Origin of the sequence: uncultured Bacteroides sp. (genome assembly GCF_905207245.1) — a bacterium.
Lineage (GTDB): Bacteria > Bacteroidota > Bacteroidia > Bacteroidales > Bacteroidaceae > Bacteroides.
Genome location: NZ_CAJLKP010000017.1, coordinates 57,952 through 81,256 on the forward strand (window position 1 = coordinate 57,952; position 23,305 = coordinate 81,256).

Genomic DNA, 23,305 nt, shown 5'->3' on the forward strand with positions numbered 1-23,305 from the left:
TTTCTCTATTTATTGTTGATTATTAGTTCCCCAACCCGGGTTTTGCGCCAGGTTCGGATTCTTATTGATTTCACTGAATGGTATCGGGAAGAAGTAATATTTATCTTCCCAATTACGTGTCTCTTGCCTGCGAGTCAGTACTACATCACCACCGGCATTCTTCTGGAGCTTAGCCACTTTCACTGTGGCAAGTTCAGAGCCACACTTCCAACGACGTACATCCCAGAACCGTTGATTCTCGAAAGCAAGTTCTACAAAGCGCTCGCGCTGATAACGCTGCAACCAATCGGAAGGATTACCACTCCAATGGGGCATTTGTACGTCTTCGCGGTCACGCAGTGCATTGATGGCACCATTTGCTGTCAAATCAAATTCACCGGCAGTTTCAGCGTTGCCGTAATAGCGGTACATGGCTTCGGCAAAGTTCAGGTAAAATTCGCCCAACCGCATGATGACCCATGCATGAGGTGCAGTAGTGGCATCATTGGTAGAGATATTTACGTTACCGTCACAATACTTCTTCAGGTAATATCCGGTAGGAGTAGCATTGAGCAATGGAGCAGCATTGATACCGCCTTCAAACGTTTCAATCGGGGTAGTGTTATAGTTGGGCCACAAATCACCATTCTTCACAATAGTCAACCCGAAACGTGGGTCCAATTCAGCATAAGGATTATCACGGGTTACATTGATATCTGCATTGGCATAACGTTCTCCGAAAGTCTGTCCGCTGCCATCATTATATTCATATAAATCAACCAGAGTCTGTGTAGGACACATGCCCCCCTGCCCATTCTCTACACCAATAGGATAGTTGTAAGACTCCCAACTATTCAAAGCACCTTGCTTAGAAGCGAAAATGACTTCTGAACCGTCACCATTATCAGAACCCCAGATTTTAGCATAGTTGCCAAGCGTAATGCCCCATTGTGCTGCATACTTAATCACATCATGATTAGCTCTGGCTGCATCCAGCCACCATCCGGTATTGCTGGAAGTGTTGAACAAAGGAGATGCCTTATATAAGAGTGTACGAGCCTTCAATGCCAGACACATGGGACGAGTGGCACGCCCCACTTCAGGGTTCAACTCTGTGGTGTAGGTGATGGGCAGATATTCTGCTATAGCATCCATTTCTTCCACAATCCAGTTCATCACATCCAAGGCCGGTGTACGTGATATCCGGTTGGCTTCTACATTCGACAGAGTTTTCAGCGTGAAAGGTACATCGCCATAAGTACGCACTAAATCGAAATAATAATAAGCACGCAGAAAACGGACTTCGTACTCAAACAAATCGAACTTACTCTTCATCGCTTCATAATCATTATTGCTGGCATAGTCACTCAAGTCTATCTTATCCAACTTTTCCAGGAAGTTGTTGGCCTCTGCAATGGCTTTATACGAGTTTTCCCAAGTGAACGAGAAAGGATTGTTAGGACTCCAACCACCATTGTAGAAACGATGCACACTCGAATTAGACAAAGCACATTCGGCTTCATCCGTAGCCGCAGCCAGAGTAGAGCCGCTACCTCCCTCATAGTTCTTGTCAAAACCATTAGGCAGATGGGCATAGACACTTGTAACCAACTGTTGAATGCCGTAAATCGGGCTCTTATAAACCCAATCTTCATCATTTGTCGTCACTTCCGTATAGTTCAGGTCCACACAACTTGTACCGAGAACAGACAATAGCGCCGTTGCTAAAATATATTTAATCAGTTTCATATCAATTCATTTTTATCAGTTAGAACTTCAGAGATACACCCAGATTCACTCCCATTAAAGTAGGATAATTGGTTCCTATATTTTCGGGGTCCATCACTTTCAGGTTAGTCAAAGTCATCAGGTTCTCACCTTTCACAAATACCTTGCACTGAGACATCCTTACCTTTGAGGTCCATTTCTCCGGTAAGTAATAATAAACCTCACAGTTTCTAAGTTTCAGGAAATTTACGTTCTTATACCACACGTTGTTGGCACGGTAGTTATTATTGTTAGTACGTGACGTCAAACGCGGATAGATAGGGTTGCTACTCATATCCCAACTGTTTTCATAATACTCTTTCGACAGGTTAGCTCCATCCACTAAGGGAGTCCAGACTCCTGTTGTTCCCAGATAAGCAGTGTACATGCCTGCCCCCTGGAACATGGCATTAAATCCGATGTTTTTATAACGAAAGCCCAAATTCAGTGCATAATTCAGTTCCGGAATAGAAGTATCATAACCTATCTTCACTACATCATCTTCATTAATTACCTTATCTCCATTCTGATCCTTATACTTAAAGTCACCGGGCTTGCAGACATCAAAGTTCTGCCGGGGTGAGTTGGCAATATCCTCTTCGTCCTTGAAGAAACCGACAACTTCCAGTCCCCAGGCCTGATTCACCCGTCCGTCAACAGCAGACAAATAATCATAAGCAACATTCTCAATGGTACGGAGTTGCTTATTGCGCCCCCAGGTGAAACTTCCGCCTACATTGAATGACAAATCATTGTTCAGTCTCTTCACCCAGTTAGCTCCCACTTCAACGCCATAGCTTGCCACTCTTCCTTGATTTACATACGAGGAAGGAATACCCATTACAGATGAGTTCAATCCGTCACCGGAAAGCAGGATGTCATCACGCAACTGATAGTAAATATCCACATTCACGTCTACAGATTTAGCCAGTCTAAGATCCGTTCCGATATTGAATTTATAAGCAGTCTCCAAATTGAAATTACGGGTCGGCTGATATCCGATGAAAGTACCCCAGCCCTGCGAACCGGTACCGGCACCAAAATAATAATCGCCACCGCCACCATTGTAATTCTCCAGCCAAAGTCCCTGAATGGGTACATAGTCTGTATGCTGTATGCCTGCCGACATACGTACCTTACCGAAATTCAGGAACGAAGCATCATCCTTATTAGCATAAATATATCCCAATGAAAGCGTCGGTGCAAACGACCACTTCTGCGGATACGAGCGGCTGGAACCATTCATTGCCAATACCAAGTCTGCCATATATTTCTGCTTCAGGTCATAATGCAGATAGCCCATCACATTCATGCGGTTGAAAGTCATATATTGACCATTGGATGTTGTATTCTTCTGGTGCCAGATTAAAGATACCGAGAAGTCATCATCTTCACGGAAAGAAGTTTGATAATCGGCAGATACGGACAGATAAGAAGAACGATTATGCTTATTGATGTAATAATTATAATCCAGATTGTTGGTCTTATTACCTGCAGAGTATGTTGTTAGCCCCGATGGTACACCATTAGAATCGAATGTATATCTCTGGTAACCGTACATATAACCCAATGCATTTGATTCGTAAATCTCCGAGAAGTTATTGTAACCGGCACGGGCCGATACACTCAAACCTTCTACCCAGAAGCTCAAGTCTTGCTTCAAGGTAACATCTCCTTGAAACATACGCGCATGAGACTTCAGGAATCCTGAACCTTGTATCTGTGCAACCACATTATTCATGCCATAGGTCGTATTTCCTCCCCACACATCAGCCAACTCCCCATTAGGGTCATTCTTCACCGGAAAAGCAGAAGCCGGTGTCTGATAAAGCATCCAGGTCAAGCCATTGGGGTCGGCGCCGTTCGGACGATTCGTTTCAAAGAAACTTCCCAATGCATTTACTTGCATTTTCGTGGTAGAGGTCAACTGAGCGTCCAGATTCGCACGTACATTCGCTTTCGAGAATTTCAGTTGCGAGGAATAATTACCTTGGTCGGTTCCTTCAAGAATACCACGACTATCGGTATAATCCAACATAGCGAAGTATTGCAACTTATCATTGCCACCCTTCATCGACAGATTCAGTTTATCTTCGGACCCCATATCCTTGAAGGCTTCGTCTTTCCAGTTTACATTGGGGTAATAATAAGGTTCGAGCCCTGTCTGGAAGGCATTCAGTTCGTAGTTGTTATACATCGCTGATAACCCATCGTTGGAACGGGCTTTGTTGATGGCTTGTGCATAGGTATAAGCATCTACAAAATCGGCCACCTTAGGATTAAAAGTGAACTTATGGTCATAAGATACCGATAAACGGTGTCCATCGGTTATTCCACGTTTCGTCTTTACCAGAATAGCGCCATTGACACCTTGATAACCATAAAGGGCAACCGCCGCGGCATCTCTTAACACCGTCACTGATTCGACTTCAGCTATGGTCATATAATCAATGGAGCGCTCTATCCCATCCACCAGAATCAGCATATTATTCTCGCTGGTAGTCTGATTGCCACGTATGCTCATCGTTGCGCCGTAACCATCACTGCCCGAGAAACCACCCTGCTTCAGAGCTGTTAGCCCCAACAATCTGCCGTAAAGCGCATCTTTCAGGGAGATCGCAGCAGTCTTCTCTAATTCTTCACTACTGATAGTCTGCGTAGCAGCCGTAGAAAACAATTGGCTCTGCTCAATGCCCATTCCTAAATCGACTTTACCATTCTTGTAGTCAATCAAGGAACTTTGAGCATTTATATTCAGTGTGACTGTAGCACACACAGCAGCCAAGCTTAATTTAAAGATTTTATGATGTCTTTTCATTGTTCGCAATTTTAAAATCAAATATTAATTCCAACCGGGATTCTGCGTTAGACCATAATTCTTGTTGATCTCTTCGGGAGGCAAAGGAGCCAAAATCCATTTATTGGACCAACGATCCGGGTTACTCCACACAAAACGAGGGTTGCTTCCCTGAATATCATAAGCCTCATATTCGAAATTAGTAGGGAAAGGCTCACCACTATCTTTACTCCATGCTTTCTCTACACGATTACCCTGCTCGTCCAAACGATAGACACGCATACCACGCAGCTGTTTCTTAAAGTCATCGACCATTAAACGGCGGTTCATGTCATGGAACCGGTTCTCACACTCAAATCCCAATTCACAGACACGTTCGCGCATAATCTCTTTAATCAGATTATTCTTATCAGTAGTCAAGTTCAAATTACGATTCATCACCTCAATATCTCCCAACCCTACACGGCGGCGTACCGTATTGAGTTGCTTCAAGGCCTCCGCATTCTTACCTGTTTCAGCCAAAGCCTCTGCATAAATGAGATAAATCTCGGCCAGACGCAAATAAGCCACCTGTATCGGTTCATCATCAATGGTTCCCTGGCCACCCTGGTCATCCGAGCCTAAATCGAGCACATATTTATAAGTAGGAAATCCCCACGGTTTACAAGCCCAGTCTGAACCGCAAACCTTAAATTCTCCACCAACCCACATCTGAATAGGGTTATCTTCTCCATAAATCTGATATTTAAGATTTCTTTTCTGAACTACCATCGTTTCATACAAGCGAGGGTCTCTATCAGTAAAGATATCTTTCTCAGCAGGCTTCTGTCCATAGTATTTCTGTCCGTCATACTCTTTACCGTCTGCCCACGGAAACATCTCCATCCAATCCAGCGTGGCTGCACATGCACCCGAGTGCCAAACATTGGCCGGCGATTGGTCCCAATCGGTCATATATACACGGTCATGTACCTCTACGAGAGTTTCTTTATTTCCTCTGGCACGATAGGCCTTGCGATAAGCGGAGCGATATCCGTCTTCAGTAGGTGAAGATGCTTCTACCAGTTTATAATAACCGCCATTTGCATCATTCATCTGGAAGAATTGCTCACAAGCCGCAACCACAGCCTGCCAGCGTTGCACGTCGTAGTTCCCATACCATACCTGTCGTGCGTCAACAGCATCCTGAGGTTGCTCTGTGCAATAAGGAGTATCATTGTTAAAAATCGGACTGGCTACATAATGCAGCAGTTTGGCCTTTACGCCCACAGCCGAACCTTTTGTCATACGTCCTGCCCACGTTGCCAAATCTGCATCCGGCAAGTTCCAAGGGAGGTTTGGTTCTGCAATCGCTTCATCCAGAAGTCCTACGGCAAATGCTACCGTCTTCTCTAATGAAGAACGACCTTCTTCCATCTGGTCTTCCCCTTTAAAAGCATGGTCTACAATAGGAAGACCTCCAAAATGACGAATACCATCCAAATACTTCGTAGCAAGGATTACTTTGGCTTCTGCTGTATAGCGAGCCTTTTCAGCATCGGTCATATCGGGCACCCGATGAATATTGTCAATCAGTAACTCACAGTCTCTTACACAATTCCAGATGGAACGTTTGGACTGATTACTCATATTTTGAATGCCTCCCTGAGATATGAAGGCAAAACGGCTCTGCACCCAGCCTGCGTTTGCGTTAGCAGCCGTAAGATTGCCGGTATAGAACATACGTCCTATATCATCCCAACCCAACTCAGAATGCATAATGTCCGACAAACCTTCCATCAAACCGGCATTCAATGTATAGCAATTCTTAAATGGAGAATAAAGTCCCTCATAGCATTGCCAAAGCAAATATTCCGTATATACTTTCCTGGAGAAAATCAAGTCTTCATCCACATCTTCACCTTCAGCCTTTTCCAGAAAGCCATCGCCCACCTTAATCTGGTCAACACATCCCGAGAACATGGAGGCTCCAAAGGCTATTATAACAGCACCAATAATATATTTAAGTTTTTTCATCTGATACATTTTTAGAAGTTAACCTTTACACCAAAATTAAAGACACGCATCAACGGATACTTAATGAATGAACCGTAACCTCCGCCTGTATTTTCCGGATCATTGGCATCCAGCGGAGTAAAAGTCAACAGGTTCGTTCCGTTCAGATACAAACGCAAGTTAGCAGATTTTGGTAACCATGATACGTTCCTGAAATTATATCCTATTTCTACATTCTTCAGACGTATATACTTGGCATCATAATACCAGATATTAGAGTTAGCCTGATTTTGCTTTTCATTGGCAAAAGTAATACGGGGCAGCTTAGCCGATGAAGCTGTTTCCGGAGTCCAGGCATTATCTACCACCCATTGCAGCAAAGAAGAGTTATATTGCTGCCCGAAGGGTTGGCGATATACACCATCCAAGTTTCTGGAAACATGCGTTGCGCCCGACCATAACATTGAGAAATCCAAATTCTTATATTGAAGACTCAGATTCAAAGCAAAAGTATACTCAGGATTATCCGTATATCCCATGTGCATCTGGTCGTACTCTTCGGATATCACACCATCACCGTCCAAATCAACATATACTGCATCACCATTCATCAAACTTGCCACCAACTGAGACGGCATGTCTGCACCATAAGCAGCTTTGTAACGCTCTTCCGTTTTCCCTTTCTCATAAAACTCAAAGAAGAGGTATCCTTTTCGGGAGCCTATTGAATTACCGGTAGCATACGTCCAGTCCGGGGAAACTTCTGTATCTTCTTTCAAGCCCAATTTCTTGCCCATATAGCTGTCGGCCTTAACCAACTTATCAGGTTTGGTTATTTCTGCCTGCTCCACTATTTTATTCTTGGCATAAGATAAAGTCGGCGATATCGTAAAAGAGAAGTCCTTACCTATGCGGTCCGAATAGCTCAGGGTAATTTCATAACCATGGTTCTTCACCCGTCCATAGTTAATATAAGAGGGACGCAAGGCTGTGGGAGCCTGAATCATATTTTCATTATTAATCAGGATGTTCTTACGGTCTTCTTTAAAATAGTCAAAGCTCAAGCTAATCTTATCATCCCAGAATTTGGCATCAAGACCAAAGTTGTATTTCACCGCTGTTTCCCATGTCACATCAGGCGAAGCAGAAGAGTATTCACGTGCCACATTCAGGAACGTAGTATTAGTGGTACCAAAGTTATATCCAGCAAAGTCGCCTACATTATTATAATATCCGTTTGTAATCTGCCAGGCAGCCGGCAAATAAAGATAGCGGTATCCTTGACAGTTATCATTACCCACAGTTCCCAAAGAGCCACGCAACTTCAAATAAGACACAACCGACTTTACCGGTTTCCAAAACTTTTCTTCCGACACAGTCCATCCGATAGAAACCGAGGGGAAGAATCCATAACGATTCCCTTTCGCAAAGTTCTCCGAACCGTTGTATCCCATATTGGCATCAATCATATACCTGTGTTTATAGTCATAAGTCACACGACCTACTAAACCGACATATCCTTTAGGAATAGAAATATAGGTACTGTTTTGAGCATCCCACGGATAATAGCTCTTAGATTGATTATATAGTAAGAGTGCACCTACATTGTGCCCGCCAAATCGTCTGTTGTAATTAAAGCTTGCTTCAGCATACCAGTCTCTGTTGGGCCATGAGTTTTCATTATAACCCAAGTTCCAATAATCACCTTTTCTTTGATACACGATATTTCCGCTACCATCCAAATAAGGTGTATATTGTGCCGGAGCTCCATTCGTGCGGTTCTTCACATGATTATAAGTAGAGTTGTATGAGCCTTTTATCCTGAAGTCAAGTCCCTTCGTCAAGAAATCCATATTCAGTTTATAAATCAAGTCCACATTCAGTACATTTGTAGCAGTTTCCTTATATCCTTGTCCATAGAAAGTATCAAGACCATCACGTGAGCTTACCACATTCTCTGAATTTGTAGGGTCTATCAAAGCAGGATTTGTTTTAATCCATTTTCCGTCAACGATTCCTGCACCCGAGAATGGCTGGGCATCCATCAAGTAACGGAAGATATACTCCTCACCGTTATCCCCTCCATTATTTCCGATAGAGCGTTTGTTTTCCAGGCGTCCGCCCAAGTTGATGGATAATTCATGAATCTTGCCTAAGGAAATATCCAAGTTAGCGCGGTAATTGTAGCGACGGTATGAGAAATTGGACTTCTCATTATCCCCGAAAGTCTTAAACATACCGTCCTGATCTAACATACCTAATGAAACGAAATAACGTGCAACCTTATTACCTCCCGTAACCGAAATATTATGTTGGCTTTGAAGTGCAGCATCTTTCATGATATAGTCTATCCAGTCGATATCAGGATAAAGAAGAGGCTGGTCGTGACTCCTGAAATGCTCCACAACATCATCAGAGAAACGCGGCTTATTGCCATCAGACAAACGCGCATTATTGAACGTATTGGCATACGTATAGGAGTCGGCAAAATCAAGGAACTGAGTAACAGTCTGAACTCCCCATGAAGTAGAAGCAGATATCTGAGTCTTACCAGCTTCACCGCGTTTAGTCGTTACAAGTATTACGCCGTTTGCACCACGTACACCATATACAGCCGTGGCTGAAGCATCTTTCAGCACCGTAATATCAGCCACTTCATTCGGATCAATCTGCGTAAACGAGCGCTCCACCCCGTCTACCAACACCAACGGCGTAGAACCATTCAGAGAGGCTTGACCACGAATAAAGATAGTAGGGTCATCAGCACCGGGAAGGCCGGAGTACTGCACAGTGGACAATCCCGGCAATTTACCTGAAATAGCGTTACCCAAAGAAGCAGAAGGCGACTTTAGCAGTTCCTTGCTGTTTACATTAGAAACAGATCCTGTTACAGTCACCTTTTTCTGTTGTCCATAAGCAATGACAACAACCTCATCCAAGGCTTGCGCATCAGGATCCATCGAAATTTTAAGTATCTTCCTATTCCCGACTTTTACTTCTTGAGTTTTATAGCCAACATAAGAAACAACCAACGTACTTTCAGCAGGAACCGACAATGTAAAATTACCATCCGAATCAGTAATTGTACCACTTGCCGTTCCTTTAATCAAGACAGATACACCAATCATGGTCTCTCCCATTTCATCGGTGATAGAACCTTGCACCTGAATATTCTGTGCAAAAGTTAACTGAGGTATCAAGCAAAGTAAAGCTATGATAAACCACCATTTTAACACCTTCATGTTTTTCATCAGCATTAAAGTAAAGTTATTAAAATTTTGTATTCAAGTTTGTTTTGAAATAGATTAAGCTATCTGATTACAAAAATACATGATTCCGTAATCACACACTGATACTATTTTACCCTATCATTCTATAATAATACAATGATGATAAAAGAACTTACTCTATTTCTTATTTATATAAATCCGGTAACCGGTCTTCAAAGTAGATCCGTGAATCTTCTTTGAATTTCCTGAAATCGTCTTCGGCCGGATGACCGGGGAAGGGAGCATAATAATGGTTAGGATCATAGTTTGCATTTCTCCATACCATAACATAAGCCAGTTTTATAGCGGGATTTTTTAAGATGGGCAATAACACTGAAGTGTACCATTCCGGGTTAGTCACTCCTTCCAAGCCGGTTTCAGTCAATGCAGCCAGTTTATGTTTATTCTTTGCAATATCTGATACTATTTTTAATTTATCTTCTGCCAATTTCGGGTTATTCGCCCCATCCAGACGGAAATCCCAATAATTATCCGTTCCCAGAATATCTACATATTTATCGCCGGGATAGCGTTCCAAATATTCCTTCTCAGTAGTAAACTTGCAGTCTGGCGAGAAAGCATACAAGAAATTGTGTACTTGCTTTATATCTTTCAGGTAATCTACCGTGAAACGCCATAAGCGGATAAACTCTTTTTTAGTGCAATGTGCTTTTCCCCACCAGAACCAGTCACCGTCAAATTCATGAAAAGGTCTGAATATAATGGGAATTAGTTCTCCGCCTTTGCCTTTGGCTTCATGAGCCACTTCGGCTATGCGATCCAGGTACAACAAATACTGCTGATGTTTTGTGCCACCCGGAAGTATGTGGGCAACTGCTTCAACAGGATTTTTCTCCCAATAAAAGCTACCACCATTTACCGGATTGGCGCTGTGCCAGCAGATGGTTATCACTCCGCCACGCTCATACGTATCCATAATGGTTTTCAGCAAACGCTTTCTGCCCTCTTCCAGTCTTTTTTCATCTTTTACGGTCAGCTTGTCAAAATCATCTCCAATCATAGCCGGATGAGAACCGCATACATCTTTTATATCACTGCGATTTTCACCTTCCGACCAGTCATGCCCGTAATTAGTTGCATCTTGCTGGCCGAAGAGAATATGCTTTCCTGCCAGTTCCGACAGATTCCGATAGAGCGCTTTCGTTTCGGCTGTAGCTTCATTATCTACCAAAGACTGAGCCTTAAGATTCAGCCCCAAGAAAGACGGCAGGCAGATTATCAGTATCAATTTAAGCTTCATAATTTATTCCTCCATATTTTGCAGTTCCTTCTTCACGATACGGCCCCAGTCTTTCAAATCTGTCTCTGTCCAGTTGCCTTCGGATAAAGCATCAGGATAAAGCATAGAGCAAGTTTCATCTTTATCAGATACCGACCAGCATACCCAGCTAATGTCATGCTTCTGCATCCAATTACGCCAAGCATCCCATTCTTGTCGGTTCACCGGTCCGTCGCCGCTGGCTTCCATACCGGCACACTCAGACACAAACAGAGGCAATCCCTTACTCAATGCATAGTCGGCACGCTCCCGCAGGTACTGTCCATGGGTAGCAGCGTAAAAATGCAACGTGTACATAATATTCTTATATCCTGCTATAGGATTATCTGCAGCCAGATGGACATCCTGATCCCAATGAGGAGTACCTACCAAAATCACATTATCGGCATCGATGGCACGAATGGCACGAATCACCTCTTCCGAATAAGTTTTCACCGTTTCCCAGGAGTCTTCCACCGGTTCATTGAATATCTCATAAATCACATAAGGCGAATCCTTGTAGCGATTGGCCATTTTTGTAAAAAACTCCTTAGCTTCTTCTGTATGTATACCATGGCTATGCCAGTCGATAATGACATACATATTATTTTTAATAGCCTCATCGGCCACTGCCGTTACACAAGCTATTGCCTTCTCCGGATTGTTCAGATAAGCTCCATCGGGTTCTACACCCATTGCTGCGCGCACTACTGTGCAGTTCCATTCTTGCTTCAACTGTTTCACTACAGATGCATTGTAAAAGCGAGGCCACCAGTTATGCCAGCCAAAGCTGATACCTTGCAATACTACCTTTTCACCTTTTCCGTTCACTAGGAAAGTCCCCTCTACTGATAATTGGCTTTCATCTTTGCCAGTTGCGCCGGAAGAGCCACAACCAAACAATACCGAAATTAAGACAATCAGATAAATATACTTCACAATTTTCATAACCTACTCCTTTCATTTCAATTTTTCGTTTTCAACCTTAATAATCTCAACCGTTGTATCTGTGGCAAAAACAGAGTTCAAGCCCTGTTCTTCCTGTGCAGGGTCTCCCATATAATCATCTCCTTTTTCCCAAAACACATGTCCAGGAACTTGCTCAGCAAAGCCACCCCATGCCCAGAAGTTACATCCGGCAAAGAGTCCGCCACTTTCACGGTCCTGCCGAATCAAATCGAATACATAACGGTAATATTCATCACGTGCATTAGTGGAAGACTCTTTAGAGAATTTGAAGCCATCGCGCGGGAAACCGAATTCTTCAAGTACAACCGGTTTGTGGTACTTCTTTGCCACAACCATGTGCTCATCAATATACTTCTTTGTATTTTCTTTTGCTTGCGGAAGAAGTTCCATCAGACTATCTGCCTTTACCCAACCCCAATTATAAGGCCATACATGAATGTTGAGGTAATCGATGTTCGCATCAGCATGTATCTTTTCGAAGAGAGTGATATCATTCTCGCATCCCCACAAACCTTCGCTACCGGACGATACCATGTGATTGGGGTCGAGCGATTTAATTAACGAAGCTACATCTGCCATCCATTGAGCGAAAGGCTCTTTGTTATCATCAGAGAAAGCGCGAGGCTCATTGCCTATCTGCCAAGACATGAGTGTAGGATCATCCACATACCTTATCTTATTATACCTATTTGTTCTTGTTATAATATCCTTGACGTAGTTGGCAAACAAAGCCTTCGCGCTGTCTGATTGCTGAAATTGTTTCACATACTCCATATAGGCCGGCCAGCCGTCGACTGCCGGCACCACCGCTTTGCCATGTCCCGACCATTGCAGATACATGGAGTAACCGCCACTCCATTCCCAAGAATTATTCAGATAGAGTACGGCCGTCATATCGCGTTTACGCAACTCGTTCATGAAGTAGTCCAGCCCGGCTAAAATAGTATCATTATATACACCTGGTGCCACTTGCAAGGAAGGTTCCACGCGGGTTTTTACTCCGTTTTCACCATCGGCTCCCACCAATACACGCAGATTATTGATACCGATATTTTTCAAGAAATCCAATTCTTTGTGCAAGCGTTCGCGATTACCGCCTTCACCTTCAGAGCCAAGGATGGCGCCATACCAAAAGTTAGTTCCTACGTAATAGTAAGGTTTTCCATCACGAATAAACTGCCCTTCATTATTTACCTTTATAAACGAGTGTTTCACCGGTGTAGGACTACACGCTCCGAGAAGTAGCCAAAGCATTGAGCAAAAGAAAAGATGTTTCATATTATTAGCATTTAAGTGACAATGCAAAAATAGAGGTTTTTGATAGTGGAAAACGATATTATTTTATCAATTAATTAACGTAATGATATTAAAGAGTAGCGTCATAAAGAATCAGCCATGAAACGTAGAGTTGTCTCATAGCTGGTTCTCTTTATTAACTTGTTTTAATGAGGCATTTTAAAGTCCTAACTGCTTTCTTAACCATTCCATCCACTCATCCCACTGCTCCTGGTACCAGTAGTGACCTGTCTCCAGATAGGGATGCAGCTCCTTTGGAGCCGTAATGGCATTGTAGGCGGCGTACATGGATGTAGGCGGGCAGACTTCATCATTATATCCCCAGCTGAACCATCCGGGCACCTTGAGGCAACGGGCAAAGTTAGCAGTATCATAATAACGAATTGTCTGAAGTTCCTTCTCACTCGGAGCCCCATAATAATAAAAGTAATGTGGCCAACCGCAGGCACGCTTCTTTGTGTACGCTTCATGGTCGCACAGTGCCGGATGTACGGCAGCAAAGAAAGTAACGCGAGGGTCGAGGGCAGCCGTCATCACAGAAAGCGCACCACCCTGGCTTGAACCGGTTACGCCTAAGGTATTGCCGTTATATTGGGGCAGAGAGCAGATAAAGTCTACTGCACGCAGGACACCTACCACTACACGGTTATAGTAGATGTTATCCCGGTTATCTCGCCCGAAGGTCCAGTAATTATTCAGCGCACCGGCGGCAAGGGCATCATAAACCGACTGTTCCATCGTCACAGGGATGCCGTGGATGCCGACTTCCAAAGTGATGACTTTACCGGGAGCCGTATAAGTATCTCCACCATAAGGACGAACACCTGCTCCGGGCACGCGCAGCAAAGCAGGATATTTCCCTTCTTTCTTCGGCACACTGAGTATGCCGTAGAAACGACCACCCCAAGCTTTCGTCCGGAAACTTACCTGATAAACATTGTCCGTTTCCGTGCAATGCTCCGGAAGCAAGGTCATCACAGGGTTCAGAGGGCTCTTTCTTGCATCGAACAGCGTATTTGCCCAATAATCCAGAAAATCATCAGGCAGCTGTGTAATGGGTTGCAACTGTTGGGGTGCATAAGCAGCAGTAGCCAGCCCTTCATACTTATGGCTTCCTATATGCGCCGTCACTTTGCAACGCAGAAAACCGGGTGTCTCCATGGTGCCTTGCACTTTGAGTACTCCATCTTTAAGCACTAATCCCTTCTTTGTTTCGGTGGGATACATTTCGGGACCAAGCTCGTAATCCACCGTCACATCCGGCAGAAGATTCTGTGCTTTCATCACTCGGACTGTAAATGTACATTTTTCATTCGGCCGGTAATTCCAATCGGTATGGTCGGGAGAAACAATTACGCGGATTTCATTTCCACGTATCTGTGCTGCAACAACTAATGCGCACAGTAAGGACATAAAAAGAAGTGTAATCTTTTTCATGGTATAAAAATAAGATTTGTTCGTTGTATGCAAAAGTACGTGGTTTCTAAGAAAGAGAATGATACAATATTATCATATCACAATCCTCTTCTTCCGATAGTTCTCCCTGAATTCTTTCGGCGAGCAATCCTTCTTTCGCTTGAACATCCTGTTGAAGTTAGACAGATTATTGAAGCCACAGTCGTAGCAGATTTCGGCTATTGTCCGCGTAGAGTCTACCAGCAATCGTGTGGCAAAACCCAGACGAATATCAATGATATAGTCCGAAAGCGTCTTCCCCGTGCGCAAACGGAAGAAGCGACTGAACGAAACCGGTGTCATTCCCACCATATCCGCTAGCGTATTCAGCCTGATGTCTTCCTGATAATGAGCGGCAATATACTTCTGCACACGCTGCACACGCCGGCTATCCGAGAAGGTCTCTATCTTGGCAAATGATGAGCTGGAAAGCACCTTTGCATCATCATATTGAGACAGTTCATACAAAATTCTCAGAAAATGCATCACCGCATAGAATCCCTGTTCCTCAGAGGCCAATTTGTCCAGCCAATTATATACCTTCATGATGGCCTGCATCGGAAAGCAAAGTCCACATTTGGCCCGTTCCAGCATCTGGCGGATACTATTAAACTGATTTTTGTTGATGACATTCCCAAAAAACAAATCGGAAGAGAAGTGGATGGTAATCTCACGTATGTCTTTGGAAGTACATTCGTGCTGCTCCCACACATGCTCCAGTTCCTTGCCAGTAATCAATACCAGGTCATAGTCTCCGATAACCTCGGCAGAGTCTCCTACCACGCGGCGAACGCCGGAAGCATGTTCGGTGAAGTTCAGCTCGTATTCGGCATGGCAGTGTATTGGATAGGTGAATTCTGTCTTATGCCGGTCGGCAATGTAGAAACAATCTCGGTCCGACAAAGGAGTAATCTCCCTCATAATGTAGTTCTGGTTTTCCATGGTAATTGGTTAAAATAGTATCACACGACAAATATAGTCATTCTTTTTAAACTTACAACAGTAAGGTTTGTAACAATTAGTAGGAACAATAGTCATCGAGTGTATAGATACACATTCCTACTGCGAATATATTATTTATCGTTCTTTCAGCCTTATTACTAAAGATGCGCCGGGAAGGCTGCCCGTGCCAACGGTGAGCGTGGCTTCTCCTACCTCACCGGTGCTTTGAAGCAATATCTGGGCAAGACCATTGAAGGCTTTTACCTGATAGGTACGGGTGTTGGTATCCACAGGACGTTCTGTAGTCTGATAGGCAGGGTCGCCATTGCCTACTCCAAGTATGCGCACAGGGCCGCTAACTGTAATCGTCAAATCATTGCAGGCCGTAGGAACAAAGCGTTTCTTCTTGTCTTGAAATTCCACGCGGCAGACAGCAACATCTCGATTGTCGGCCCTGATGACAGAGCGATCGGCAGTGAGGGAGATGAGGGCAGGAACACCAGTAGTCTCCATGCTGCGGGTAAGAATCTTCTTTCCGCCTGTATACCCCGTGGCTTTCACCGCACCGGGTTGATAGACGGCCGTCCAGGAGAGGTGACCGTTCTTCGGCATGGATTTGCGGCCTAAGTTCTTGCCATTTACGGTCAGCTCCACTTCGTCGCAGTTGCTATATACCCATATGTCGATATTCTCACCTTCGTGCCCTTGCAGGTTCCAGTGGGGTAGAATATGCAATACCGGCTCGTCCGTCCACCAAGACTTCAAGTACCAGGCTTCATCCTTGGGGAAGCCGCAATAATCCAGAATGCCGAACTGCGAGCCGGTGGCAGGAAACTTCATCGGGTTGCGTTCGCCACGGTAGTCGAAGCCCGTCCAGTAGAAGATTCCGGCAAGGTAGGGACGCTCATCGTAAAACTTCCAGCCGCGCTCGATACAGTTCAAGAGACTGTCCGGGCCATTGTGCTTGCGGTTAAGGGCCACCATCCGGCCTTTATCGTGAACATCGAAGTAAATGCCGCGCGTGCCACTGCCCGTAGTCTCTTCCGAACCCAGCGCGCTTCGTTGCGGATAATCCTTGCGGTGTTGCTCCACGGGATTCTGGAGGATATAATTATAGCCTGCCACATCTGCCGGAATCAGGATAGCAGGGCCACTGCTCGAGGCAACCGTCATAGAGCGTGTGGGGTCGAAGCGGTGGCAATATTCGCGCATCGTGGCGGCAATGCGGGTTCCACTTTCTTTCCATTCGATGCCCCACTCTTCATTGCCCACGCTCCAAAGAATGATGCTGGGATGATTACGGTCACGGTCTATCATGCGTTTCAACAGGCGGATATGCTCTTCGTTGACCCCCGGCAGGCGATTCTCTTCGATAACGAGGATACCGAGGCTGTCACAAGCATCAAGCATCTCGGGCGTCATGGGGTTGTGGGAGGAGCGGTAGGCGTTACAACCGAAAGCCTTCAGCTGCTTGAGGCGATAGAACTGTAAGGCATCGGGAATGCCGGCACCTACACCGGCATGGTCCTGATGCATGTTTACGCCTTTCAGCTTCAAGCGCCGACCGTTCAAGAAGAAGCCACCATTTTTATCAAACATCGCACTGCGCATACCGAAACGAGTAATATATTCATCTACCAGTTTATTGTCTTGATAGACTTCGGTACGCATCTTATATAAGTAGGGGTTATCCGGCCACCAACCCTTGGGATGTCCTTCCATCCCTTGGTCGGTAGCACCGAAACTCAGAGTTGTCTTACTGCAATGACTTGACTTTGGTTGCAACATTTCGCCCAATACATCTTTGCGCAAAAGTTCACGTCCCTCTTGGTCAAGCAAAACATGACGTAAAGAATAATCAGCAACTTGCAAACCAGAGTTTTCGACTGTAGTTTCTATAAAAACAACGGCCTCTTCGAGCAAAAAGGGAGAATGTACGAAAGTACCAAAGGGAGCTACATGCACAGGGGCAGTCTTGTTGAGCCACACATGGCGATAGATGCCGGCGCCTTCGTAGAACCAGCCCTCTTCGAGGGTGGCATCAGCACGAACGGTAATCAGGTTGTCTTCACCGTAGTTCAGATATTCAGTGATGTCATAGGTCTGCGTAGCATAGCCACTGGGCTCGTGTCCCAAGTAGAAACCGTTCACCCAGACGCGGGCATCGCGGAAGATGCCATCGAACTGAAGATAGAGGTGCTTGCCGAGGTCTTCGTGCGGAACGGTAAAGGTCTTACGATACCAGCCGACACTGGTTTCGGGGTATTTATAACCCACCGTTTTATAGCCATGGCTATGGCTTGCTTCACGGGCGTAAGGCAAATCGACCACCCAGTCGTGCGGCAGATTCACGTTCTTCCAGGTTGCACTCCATTTGGAGGCATCGAACTTAGGCGAGTAAGGGCCTTCATTGTGTATGGAAGCAGCCTTCGTCAGATAATTGAAGTATTCCGTTCCACAGCCGAAGTCCTTTTCGGGAGAAGAAGCATTGCCAAAGGCGAACTGCCAGTCTTCGTCCATCAAGATGCGCTCGCGAACAGATTGCGCCTGCGAGGGAAGCAACACTGCCAGAAGTACTGCACATACCAGGGTCAGTTTTCTCATCATCGTACTGTGAATGTTTCCGTCAGTAAGTCTTCATCGCTGGAGGAAGCACCCACCATTACAATAAACTCGCCTGGTTCTACAATCTTCTTCATCTTTTTGTCATAGAAAGCCAGTTTGTCGGGTGTGATTCTGAAGTTCACCACTTTGCTTTCTCCTGCCTTCAACGGCACGCGGGCGAAGTCTTTCAGTTCTTTCACCGGGCGGGTGACACTGCTGAACTTGTCGCGGATATAGAGCTGCACGATTTCCACCCCGTCACGGTCGCCGACATTGGTTACTTTTACACTCACGTCTACTGTGCCGCCTGTGCCGATTTCTTTCTGCATCAGTTTCAAGTCACCATATTTATATGTAGTATAGGAAAGACCATAACCGAACGGATAAAGCGGCTTACTTGGTTTGCCAGCTGCATAAGGATGGAAGTATTGTGAAGGCTTATGATTGTAAATCATCTGCAACTGGCCCACACTGTGAGGAATAGTGACAGCCAGTTTGGCCGAGGGATTCACTTTGCCGTAAAGTATCTCGGCTACCGCCTGTCCGCCATACATGCCCGGTGCCCAAGCCTCTATAATAGCAGGCAGATTCTCTGCTACCCAATGCACACCAAGCGGGCGACCGTTAACCAATATAAGGATGGTTGGCTTACCCGAAGCAGCCACTTTCTCTATCAGCTCGTTCTGGAGACCTACAAGGTCGAGGTCGGAGCGGTCGGTGTCCTCGCCATCGGTACGGTCGTTCCAGCGGAAGCGCATCATGTATTCACCGGCCACTACGATGTTGAGGTCGGCAGTGCGGGCACGGGCAGCGGCTTCGGACACCTTCTTCGGGTCCATATTGCGCGGGTCCCACCCCTGGTCCACAAAGTCAAATTGGGTATCGGGGGAAATCATCTTCAGGCCTTCAAGGATGGTAGTTACGTTTTCATCCTTTGCGGGGGCACTCCAGTCACCCAAGATATTCTGGTTGTCGGCGTTGATGCCGGTCACCATTATCTTTTTGTACTTCGAGGGGGATAAAGGAAGCACACCGTCATTCTTCAGCAGCACAATACCATTGCGGGCAGCTTCGAGGGCTGTGGCACGATGTTCATCGCAGAGGCGCACCTGCGTGGTGCGGGCTTCATCGGCATAGGGCTGCTCGAAGATGCCGAGGCGGAACTTGATGTCGAGGATGCGGCGCACGGACTCATCTATACGTGCCTCGGGAATGCGACCTTCTTTCACCAGCTCCACAACCATCTCATTCCAGTGGATGCCGTGCATATGCATATCCATGCCGCCCATTATGGATTGGTAAAAAGCTTCTTTCAGATTCTCGGCGGTGGCGTGCAGGTCGTGGATATGCTCAATGTCCATCCAATCACTCACTACGAAGCCGGGGAATTTCCATTCGCTGCGCAGAACGTCCTGCATCAGCCACTCGTTGCTATGACAGGGGATGCCGTTCAGTTCGTTGTGGGCCGTCATCAGAGACATGGCACCGGCTTTTACTCCTGCTTCGAAAGGCGGGAAGAATACTTCACGCAAGGTACGTTCGGACAGGTCGGTGGGCGAGCCGTTTGTTCCGTTGATGGGTTCGCTGCCGCCTACAAAGTGCTTGATGCAGGCAAGCACATCTTCGCTGCCATTGAGGTCGCCCTGATAACCTTTGACGGATTGCACGCCCAGCAAAGTTACAAGATAAGGATCTTCACCGTAAGTTTCGCCTACCCGTCCCCAACGGGCATCGCGAGCCACTTCCACATTCGGGTTGAAAGTCCAGTGCATGTTCATGGCTCGCATTTCCCTGGCTGTCTGGCGGGCTATCTTGTAGGCCATCAGCGTGTCAAAAGAACAGGCAAGGTTGATATTGGTAGGATAGACCGTATTGTCCGGCGCATTGGCATTACCGTGTATGGCGTCTATACCAAATATAATAGGTATCTGCAAGCGGCTCTTCATGGCGAGAGATTGCAGATAATTGGCTTCTTCAATGGTAAGCACGTGCAGGAAGGAACCTATCAGGCCTTCTTCGGTCCACTTCTCTATGTCTTTCTCCGTAAAGCCGGGGTAGAAAGCGTTGGCTGTATTATTTCTGAGTTCGTCTTCGGTCATCACGGCACTATTCGCCTTGATGTGCTCCACTCCGACGAACTGGTTCATCTGCCCCACCTTTTCTTCGAGGGTCATCCGTTTCAGCAAGTCTTCCACACGATCCTTCACAGTGGCCGAAGGGTCTTTATATACTTCCTCCCGACTTCCGCCGCAGGAACACAAACAAGCTCCAATTGCCATAGTTGCGATGATTTTCTTCATTCGTTATTCTATTAGTATCACTTTTTCTTCTTATTCATGCTGAGACGATACAGCACAACATCATGTCCCGGAATAGTTACACTTTTCATCTTCTTCGTATTTCCTTCTTCTTGCCGGGTCCACAGGTTTCGGACGTTGTACACTTTAGAGTCGAAGTCGGTGAAGCGGCGAGCTACATCATCATACAGGTTGAACTTCTGCCAGTCGATGGTGTATTCCTTCGGTTCAGTAGTACGGTTAAGGATGCAGAATGCCCAGTCATCATTTACCAAAGGCTTAAACCAAAATTCCAGTCCATCTTCAGCAGCAAACCTCAAGCCTTGAATACCGAGGGTGTCCTGATCCAAGGCAATGACCTCTTTATTTAGAATGATGTCTTTTGTCTCCTGCGACATGTTGCGGATATCATTTCCCAGTATCAGCGGAGCTGCCAGCATACACCACATGGTGAAGTGTGCCCGATCCTGATTAACCGTCTGCCCATTGCCCACTTCCAGCATATCAGGGTCGTTCCAGTGTCCGGGACCGGCATACTTGCGCAATCCGTTCTGCATATCGAGTATCTGCATCACACCGTAGGCTGCCCAGCCGGGATGCTGGTCTATGCAGTCGAAGCAATTAAAAATATCTCCGGTAGTGCGCCACATATGTCCGGTTTCGGCCGCCCATTCCCAAGGCTTGCTTGTACCCCATTCGCACATACTGAACAAGATAGGACGACCGGCAGCCCGCAAAGCATCACGCATCAAGTTGTAGGCACCTACGGGGTTGATGTCTTCCGTCTCGCACCAGTCATACTTCAGATAGTCGATGCCCCAACGTGCATATTGCAAGGCATCCTGATATTCGTGCCCGAAACTTCCGGGGCGTCCGCCGCAAGTCTTTCGTCCGGCATCCGAATAGATGCCTATCTTCAGACCTTTTGAATGTACGTAATCTGCCAAAGCCTTTATGCCGGAAGGAAACTTTACCGGGTCTGCCTGGATAAAGCCGAGGCTGTCTCGTTCGCCATGCCAGCAGTCATCCAGATTCAGGTATACATATCCGGCGTCGCGCAAGCCGCTTTCAACCATGGCATCGGCCACACCTTTTATAATGTTCTCGTCAATGTTACAGGCAAATTTGTTCCAACTGTTCCAGCCCATGGGTGGTGTCAAGGCCAGGTTTTCGTACTTTTGAGCAAATAAGGAGGTAAGAGAAAAAGCTGCTAAAACAGCCACTAACATAATTTTTTTCATGGTATTATCTTTCTTTTAAAGTTTAGGTGCAAAGATAGCGGTGTTGCATGATTTCCGGTTGCATTATTTTATCCAATTATAGTATAATTTGTTTCCAATTACATTTATCATACTTTTATATATAGCCGGACTGGCAGTTTCAGTAAAATTGCCTACTTTTGTGTCCTTACTTAAACTCAATAGCATGATAAACCCCATTTACTCTCCCGACAGCAACCGGTATGACAATGGTATGAAATACCGCCGGTGCGGACGAAGCGGCATCCTGCTGCCCGAAATATCTTTAGGTCTATGGCACAACTTCGGCGACGTGAATACATTTGCCAACTCTCAGGCGATGGCGCATCGCGCTTTCGACCAAGGTATCACTCATTTCGATCTTGCCAACAACTACGGCCCATCCTACGGTTCTGCTGAGGAAACCTTCGGAATGATTATGAAGAAATCATTCCTTCCCTACCGGGACGAACTGTTCATTTCAACCAAAGCAGGACATGACATGTGGCCCGGCCCGTACGGTGAATGGGGATCCAGAAAGTATCTGATGAACAGCCTCAACCAAAGTCTGAAACGGATGAACCTGGATTATGTAGACATCTTCTACTCACATCGCTATGACCCGGAAACTCCATTGGAAGAAACACTGCAAACGCTCGTTGACATTGTCCGACAGGGCAAAGCTTTATACGTGGGCATCTCCAAATATCCGAAAGAAGCTGCCGAATTTGCTTACCGCTATCTGGAAGAGAGAGATGTACATTGTTTGCTTTATCAGGGAAGATATAATATGTTCAACCGGGAACCGGAGGAAGAAGGGATTCTGCAACAGGCCAAAGAGAACGGAACAGGTTTCATCGCCTTCTCACCGTTGGCACAAGGACTACTGACAAACCGTTATCTGAAAAGCATCCCCGAAGACTCACGCATCGCCAAAGGCGGTTTCCTAAAGAAAGAAGCACTAACAGACGAAGTCTTAAACAAGATTAAAGCCCTCAACGAACTTGCCACCCTCCGCGGACAAACTCTTGCCGAAATGGCACTGGCATGGGTGCTGAAAGATGAAATGGTGACTTCCGTCATCATAGGCGCAAGCTCCGTAGCCCAACTGGATGACAATCTGAAAGCAATAAAGAACACTACCTTTACAGCAGAAGAAATAGAGAAGATGAATCAAATCTATAACCAGAAGTAGAGCCACTAAAAAGATACTTCTTCCATCAGGTCAGGCTAATTTATTTCCATGAGGAGTCACGAGCGTTTCCACGAAAGGGAACGCTCGTTCCCATTAAAGGAAACTACAGTTCCCACGGTAGGAAACTGCAATATACCACTTATCAATCAGATACACTGTACTGTACTGGATTTAGTTGACAACTTCGCTTGTTATACCTAAGTTAGTTTACTCAATATATTTT

General features: G+C 45.7%; 13 protein-coding genes. 1 reads left to right on the forward strand and 12 read right to left on the reverse strand.

What is annotated here, in order from left to right:
* Positions 1-9: 9 nt before the first annotated feature.
* From QZ135_RS07670 to QZ135_RS07725, 12 genes are all read right to left on the reverse strand, one after another.
* Positions 10-1,728, reverse strand: a complete 1,719-nt coding sequence (locus tag QZ135_RS07670) for a RagB/SusD family nutrient uptake outer membrane protein (protein ID WP_294607455.1) — start codon at positions 1,726-1,728, stop codon at positions 10-12.
* 19 nt (positions 1,729-1,747) lie between these two features.
* Positions 1,748-4,564, reverse strand: a complete 2,817-nt coding sequence (locus QZ135_RS07675; RefSeq protein ID WP_294607457.1) for a SusC/RagA family TonB-linked outer membrane protein — start codon at positions 4,562-4,564, stop codon at positions 1,748-1,750.
* A 24-nt stretch (positions 4,565-4,588) separates the two neighbouring features.
* Positions 4,589-6,559 carry a RagB/SusD family nutrient uptake outer membrane protein gene (locus QZ135_RS07680; protein WP_294607460.1) on the reverse strand — a complete coding sequence of 657 codons (1,971 nt, stop codon included), beginning with the start codon at positions 6,557-6,559 and terminating at the stop codon, positions 4,589-4,591.
* Positions 6,560-6,570: 11 nt separating this feature from the next.
* Positions 6,571-9,789 carry a TonB-dependent receptor gene (locus QZ135_RS07685; RefSeq protein ID WP_294607463.1) on the reverse strand — a complete coding sequence of 1,073 codons (3,219 nt, stop codon included), beginning with the start codon at positions 9,787-9,789 and terminating at the stop codon, positions 6,571-6,573.
* A 163-nt stretch (positions 9,790-9,952) separates the two neighbouring features.
* Entirely contained in the window at positions 9,953-11,068 is a 1,116-nt protein-coding gene (locus QZ135_RS07690) for a glycosyl hydrolase (RefSeq protein WP_294607466.1), read from the reverse strand.
* A 3-nt stretch (positions 11,069-11,071) separates the two neighbouring features.
* Positions 11,072-12,034: a glycoside hydrolase family 5 protein gene (locus tag QZ135_RS07695; RefSeq protein ID WP_294607469.1), complete on the reverse strand. Its 963-nt coding sequence runs from the start codon at positions 12,032-12,034 to the stop codon at positions 11,072-11,074.
* Between the two features lie 12 nt (positions 12,035-12,046).
* A complete protein-coding gene (locus tag QZ135_RS07700; RefSeq protein ID WP_294607473.1) occupies positions 12,047-13,333 on the reverse strand; it encodes a cellulase family glycosylhydrolase in 1,287 nt (428 codons plus the stop codon).
* 177 nt (positions 13,334-13,510) lie between these two features.
* Positions 13,511-14,788 carry an acetylxylan esterase gene (locus tag QZ135_RS07705; protein ID WP_294607475.1) on the reverse strand — a complete coding sequence of 426 codons (1,278 nt, stop codon included), beginning with the start codon at positions 14,786-14,788 and terminating at the stop codon, positions 13,511-13,513.
* A 72-nt stretch (positions 14,789-14,860) separates the two neighbouring features.
* Positions 14,861-15,748, reverse strand: a complete 888-nt coding sequence (locus QZ135_RS07710; protein ID WP_294607478.1) for an AraC family transcriptional regulator — start codon at positions 15,746-15,748, stop codon at positions 14,861-14,863.
* A gap of 135 nt (positions 15,749-15,883) precedes the next feature.
* Positions 15,884-18,352 carry a beta-galactosidase GalA gene (galA, locus tag QZ135_RS07715; RefSeq protein WP_308758029.1) on the reverse strand — a complete coding sequence of 823 codons (2,469 nt, stop codon included), beginning with the start codon at positions 18,350-18,352 and terminating at the stop codon, positions 15,884-15,886.
* On the reverse strand, positions 18,352-20,652 hold the full coding sequence (locus tag QZ135_RS07720) for a glycoside hydrolase family 3 N-terminal domain-containing protein (RefSeq protein ID WP_294607484.1): 2,301 nt from the start codon (positions 20,650-20,652) through the stop codon (positions 18,352-18,354). Before QZ135_RS07720 ends, galA begins: the two co-directional genes overlap by 1 nt.
* 17 nt (positions 20,653-20,669) lie before the next feature.
* Complete coding sequence (locus QZ135_RS07725; protein WP_294607487.1) at positions 20,670-21,890, reverse strand: glycoside hydrolase family 27 protein; 1,221 nt, start codon at positions 21,888-21,890, stop codon at positions 20,670-20,672.
* Between the two features lie 184 nt (positions 21,891-22,074).
* Between QZ135_RS07725 and QZ135_RS07730 the strand changes: the two genes are divergently transcribed.
* Positions 22,075-23,082: an aldo/keto reductase gene (locus tag QZ135_RS07730; protein WP_294607489.1), complete on the forward strand. Its 1,008-nt coding sequence runs from the start codon at positions 22,075-22,077 to the stop codon at positions 23,080-23,082.
* Positions 23,083-23,305: the final 223 nt, after the last annotated feature.

Excerpts from the sequence above, each read along its gene's own strand:
- QZ135_RS07670 (WP_294607455.1), bottom strand. The coding sequence starts at position 1,728 with ATGAAACTGATTAAATATATTTTAGCAACGGCGCTATTGTCTGTTCTC.
- QZ135_RS07675 (WP_294607457.1), bottom strand. The coding sequence starts at position 4,564 with ATGAAAAGACATCATAAAATCTTTAAATTAAGCTTGGCTGCTGTGTGT.
- QZ135_RS07680 (WP_294607460.1), bottom strand. The coding sequence starts at position 6,559 with ATGAAAAAACTTAAATATATTATTGGTGCTGTTATAATAGCCTTTGGA.
- QZ135_RS07685 (WP_294607463.1), bottom strand. The coding sequence starts at position 9,789 with ATGAAAAACATGAAGGTGTTAAAATGGTGGTTTATCATAGCTTTACTT.
- QZ135_RS07690 (WP_294607466.1), bottom strand. The coding sequence starts at position 11,068 with ATGAAGCTTAAATTGATACTGATAATCTGCCTGCCGTCTTTCTTGGGG.
- QZ135_RS07695 (WP_294607469.1), bottom strand. The coding sequence starts at position 12,034 with ATGAAAATTGTGAAGTATATTTATCTGATTGTCTTAATTTCGGTATTG.
- QZ135_RS07700 (WP_294607473.1), bottom strand. The coding sequence starts at position 13,333 with ATGAAACATCTTTTCTTTTGCTCAATGCTTTGGCTACTTCTCGGAGCG.
- QZ135_RS07705 (WP_294607475.1), bottom strand. The coding sequence starts at position 14,788 with ATGAAAAAGATTACACTTCTTTTTATGTCCTTACTGTGCGCATTAGTT.
- QZ135_RS07710 (WP_294607478.1), bottom strand. The coding sequence starts at position 15,748 with ATGGAAAACCAGAACTACATTATGAGGGAGATTACTCCTTTGTCGGAC.
- galA (WP_308758029.1), bottom strand. The coding sequence starts at position 18,352 with ATGAGAAAACTGACCCTGGTATGTGCAGTACTTCTGGCAGTGTTGCTT.
- QZ135_RS07720 (WP_294607484.1), bottom strand. The coding sequence starts at position 20,652 with ATGAAGAAAATCATCGCAACTATGGCAATTGGAGCTTGTTTGTGTTCC.
- QZ135_RS07725 (WP_294607487.1), bottom strand. The coding sequence starts at position 21,890 with ATGAAAAAAATTATGTTAGTGGCTGTTTTAGCAGCTTTTTCTCTTACC.
- QZ135_RS07730 (WP_294607489.1), top strand. The coding sequence starts at position 22,075 with ATGATAAACCCCATTTACTCTCCCGACAGCAACCGGTATGACAATGGT.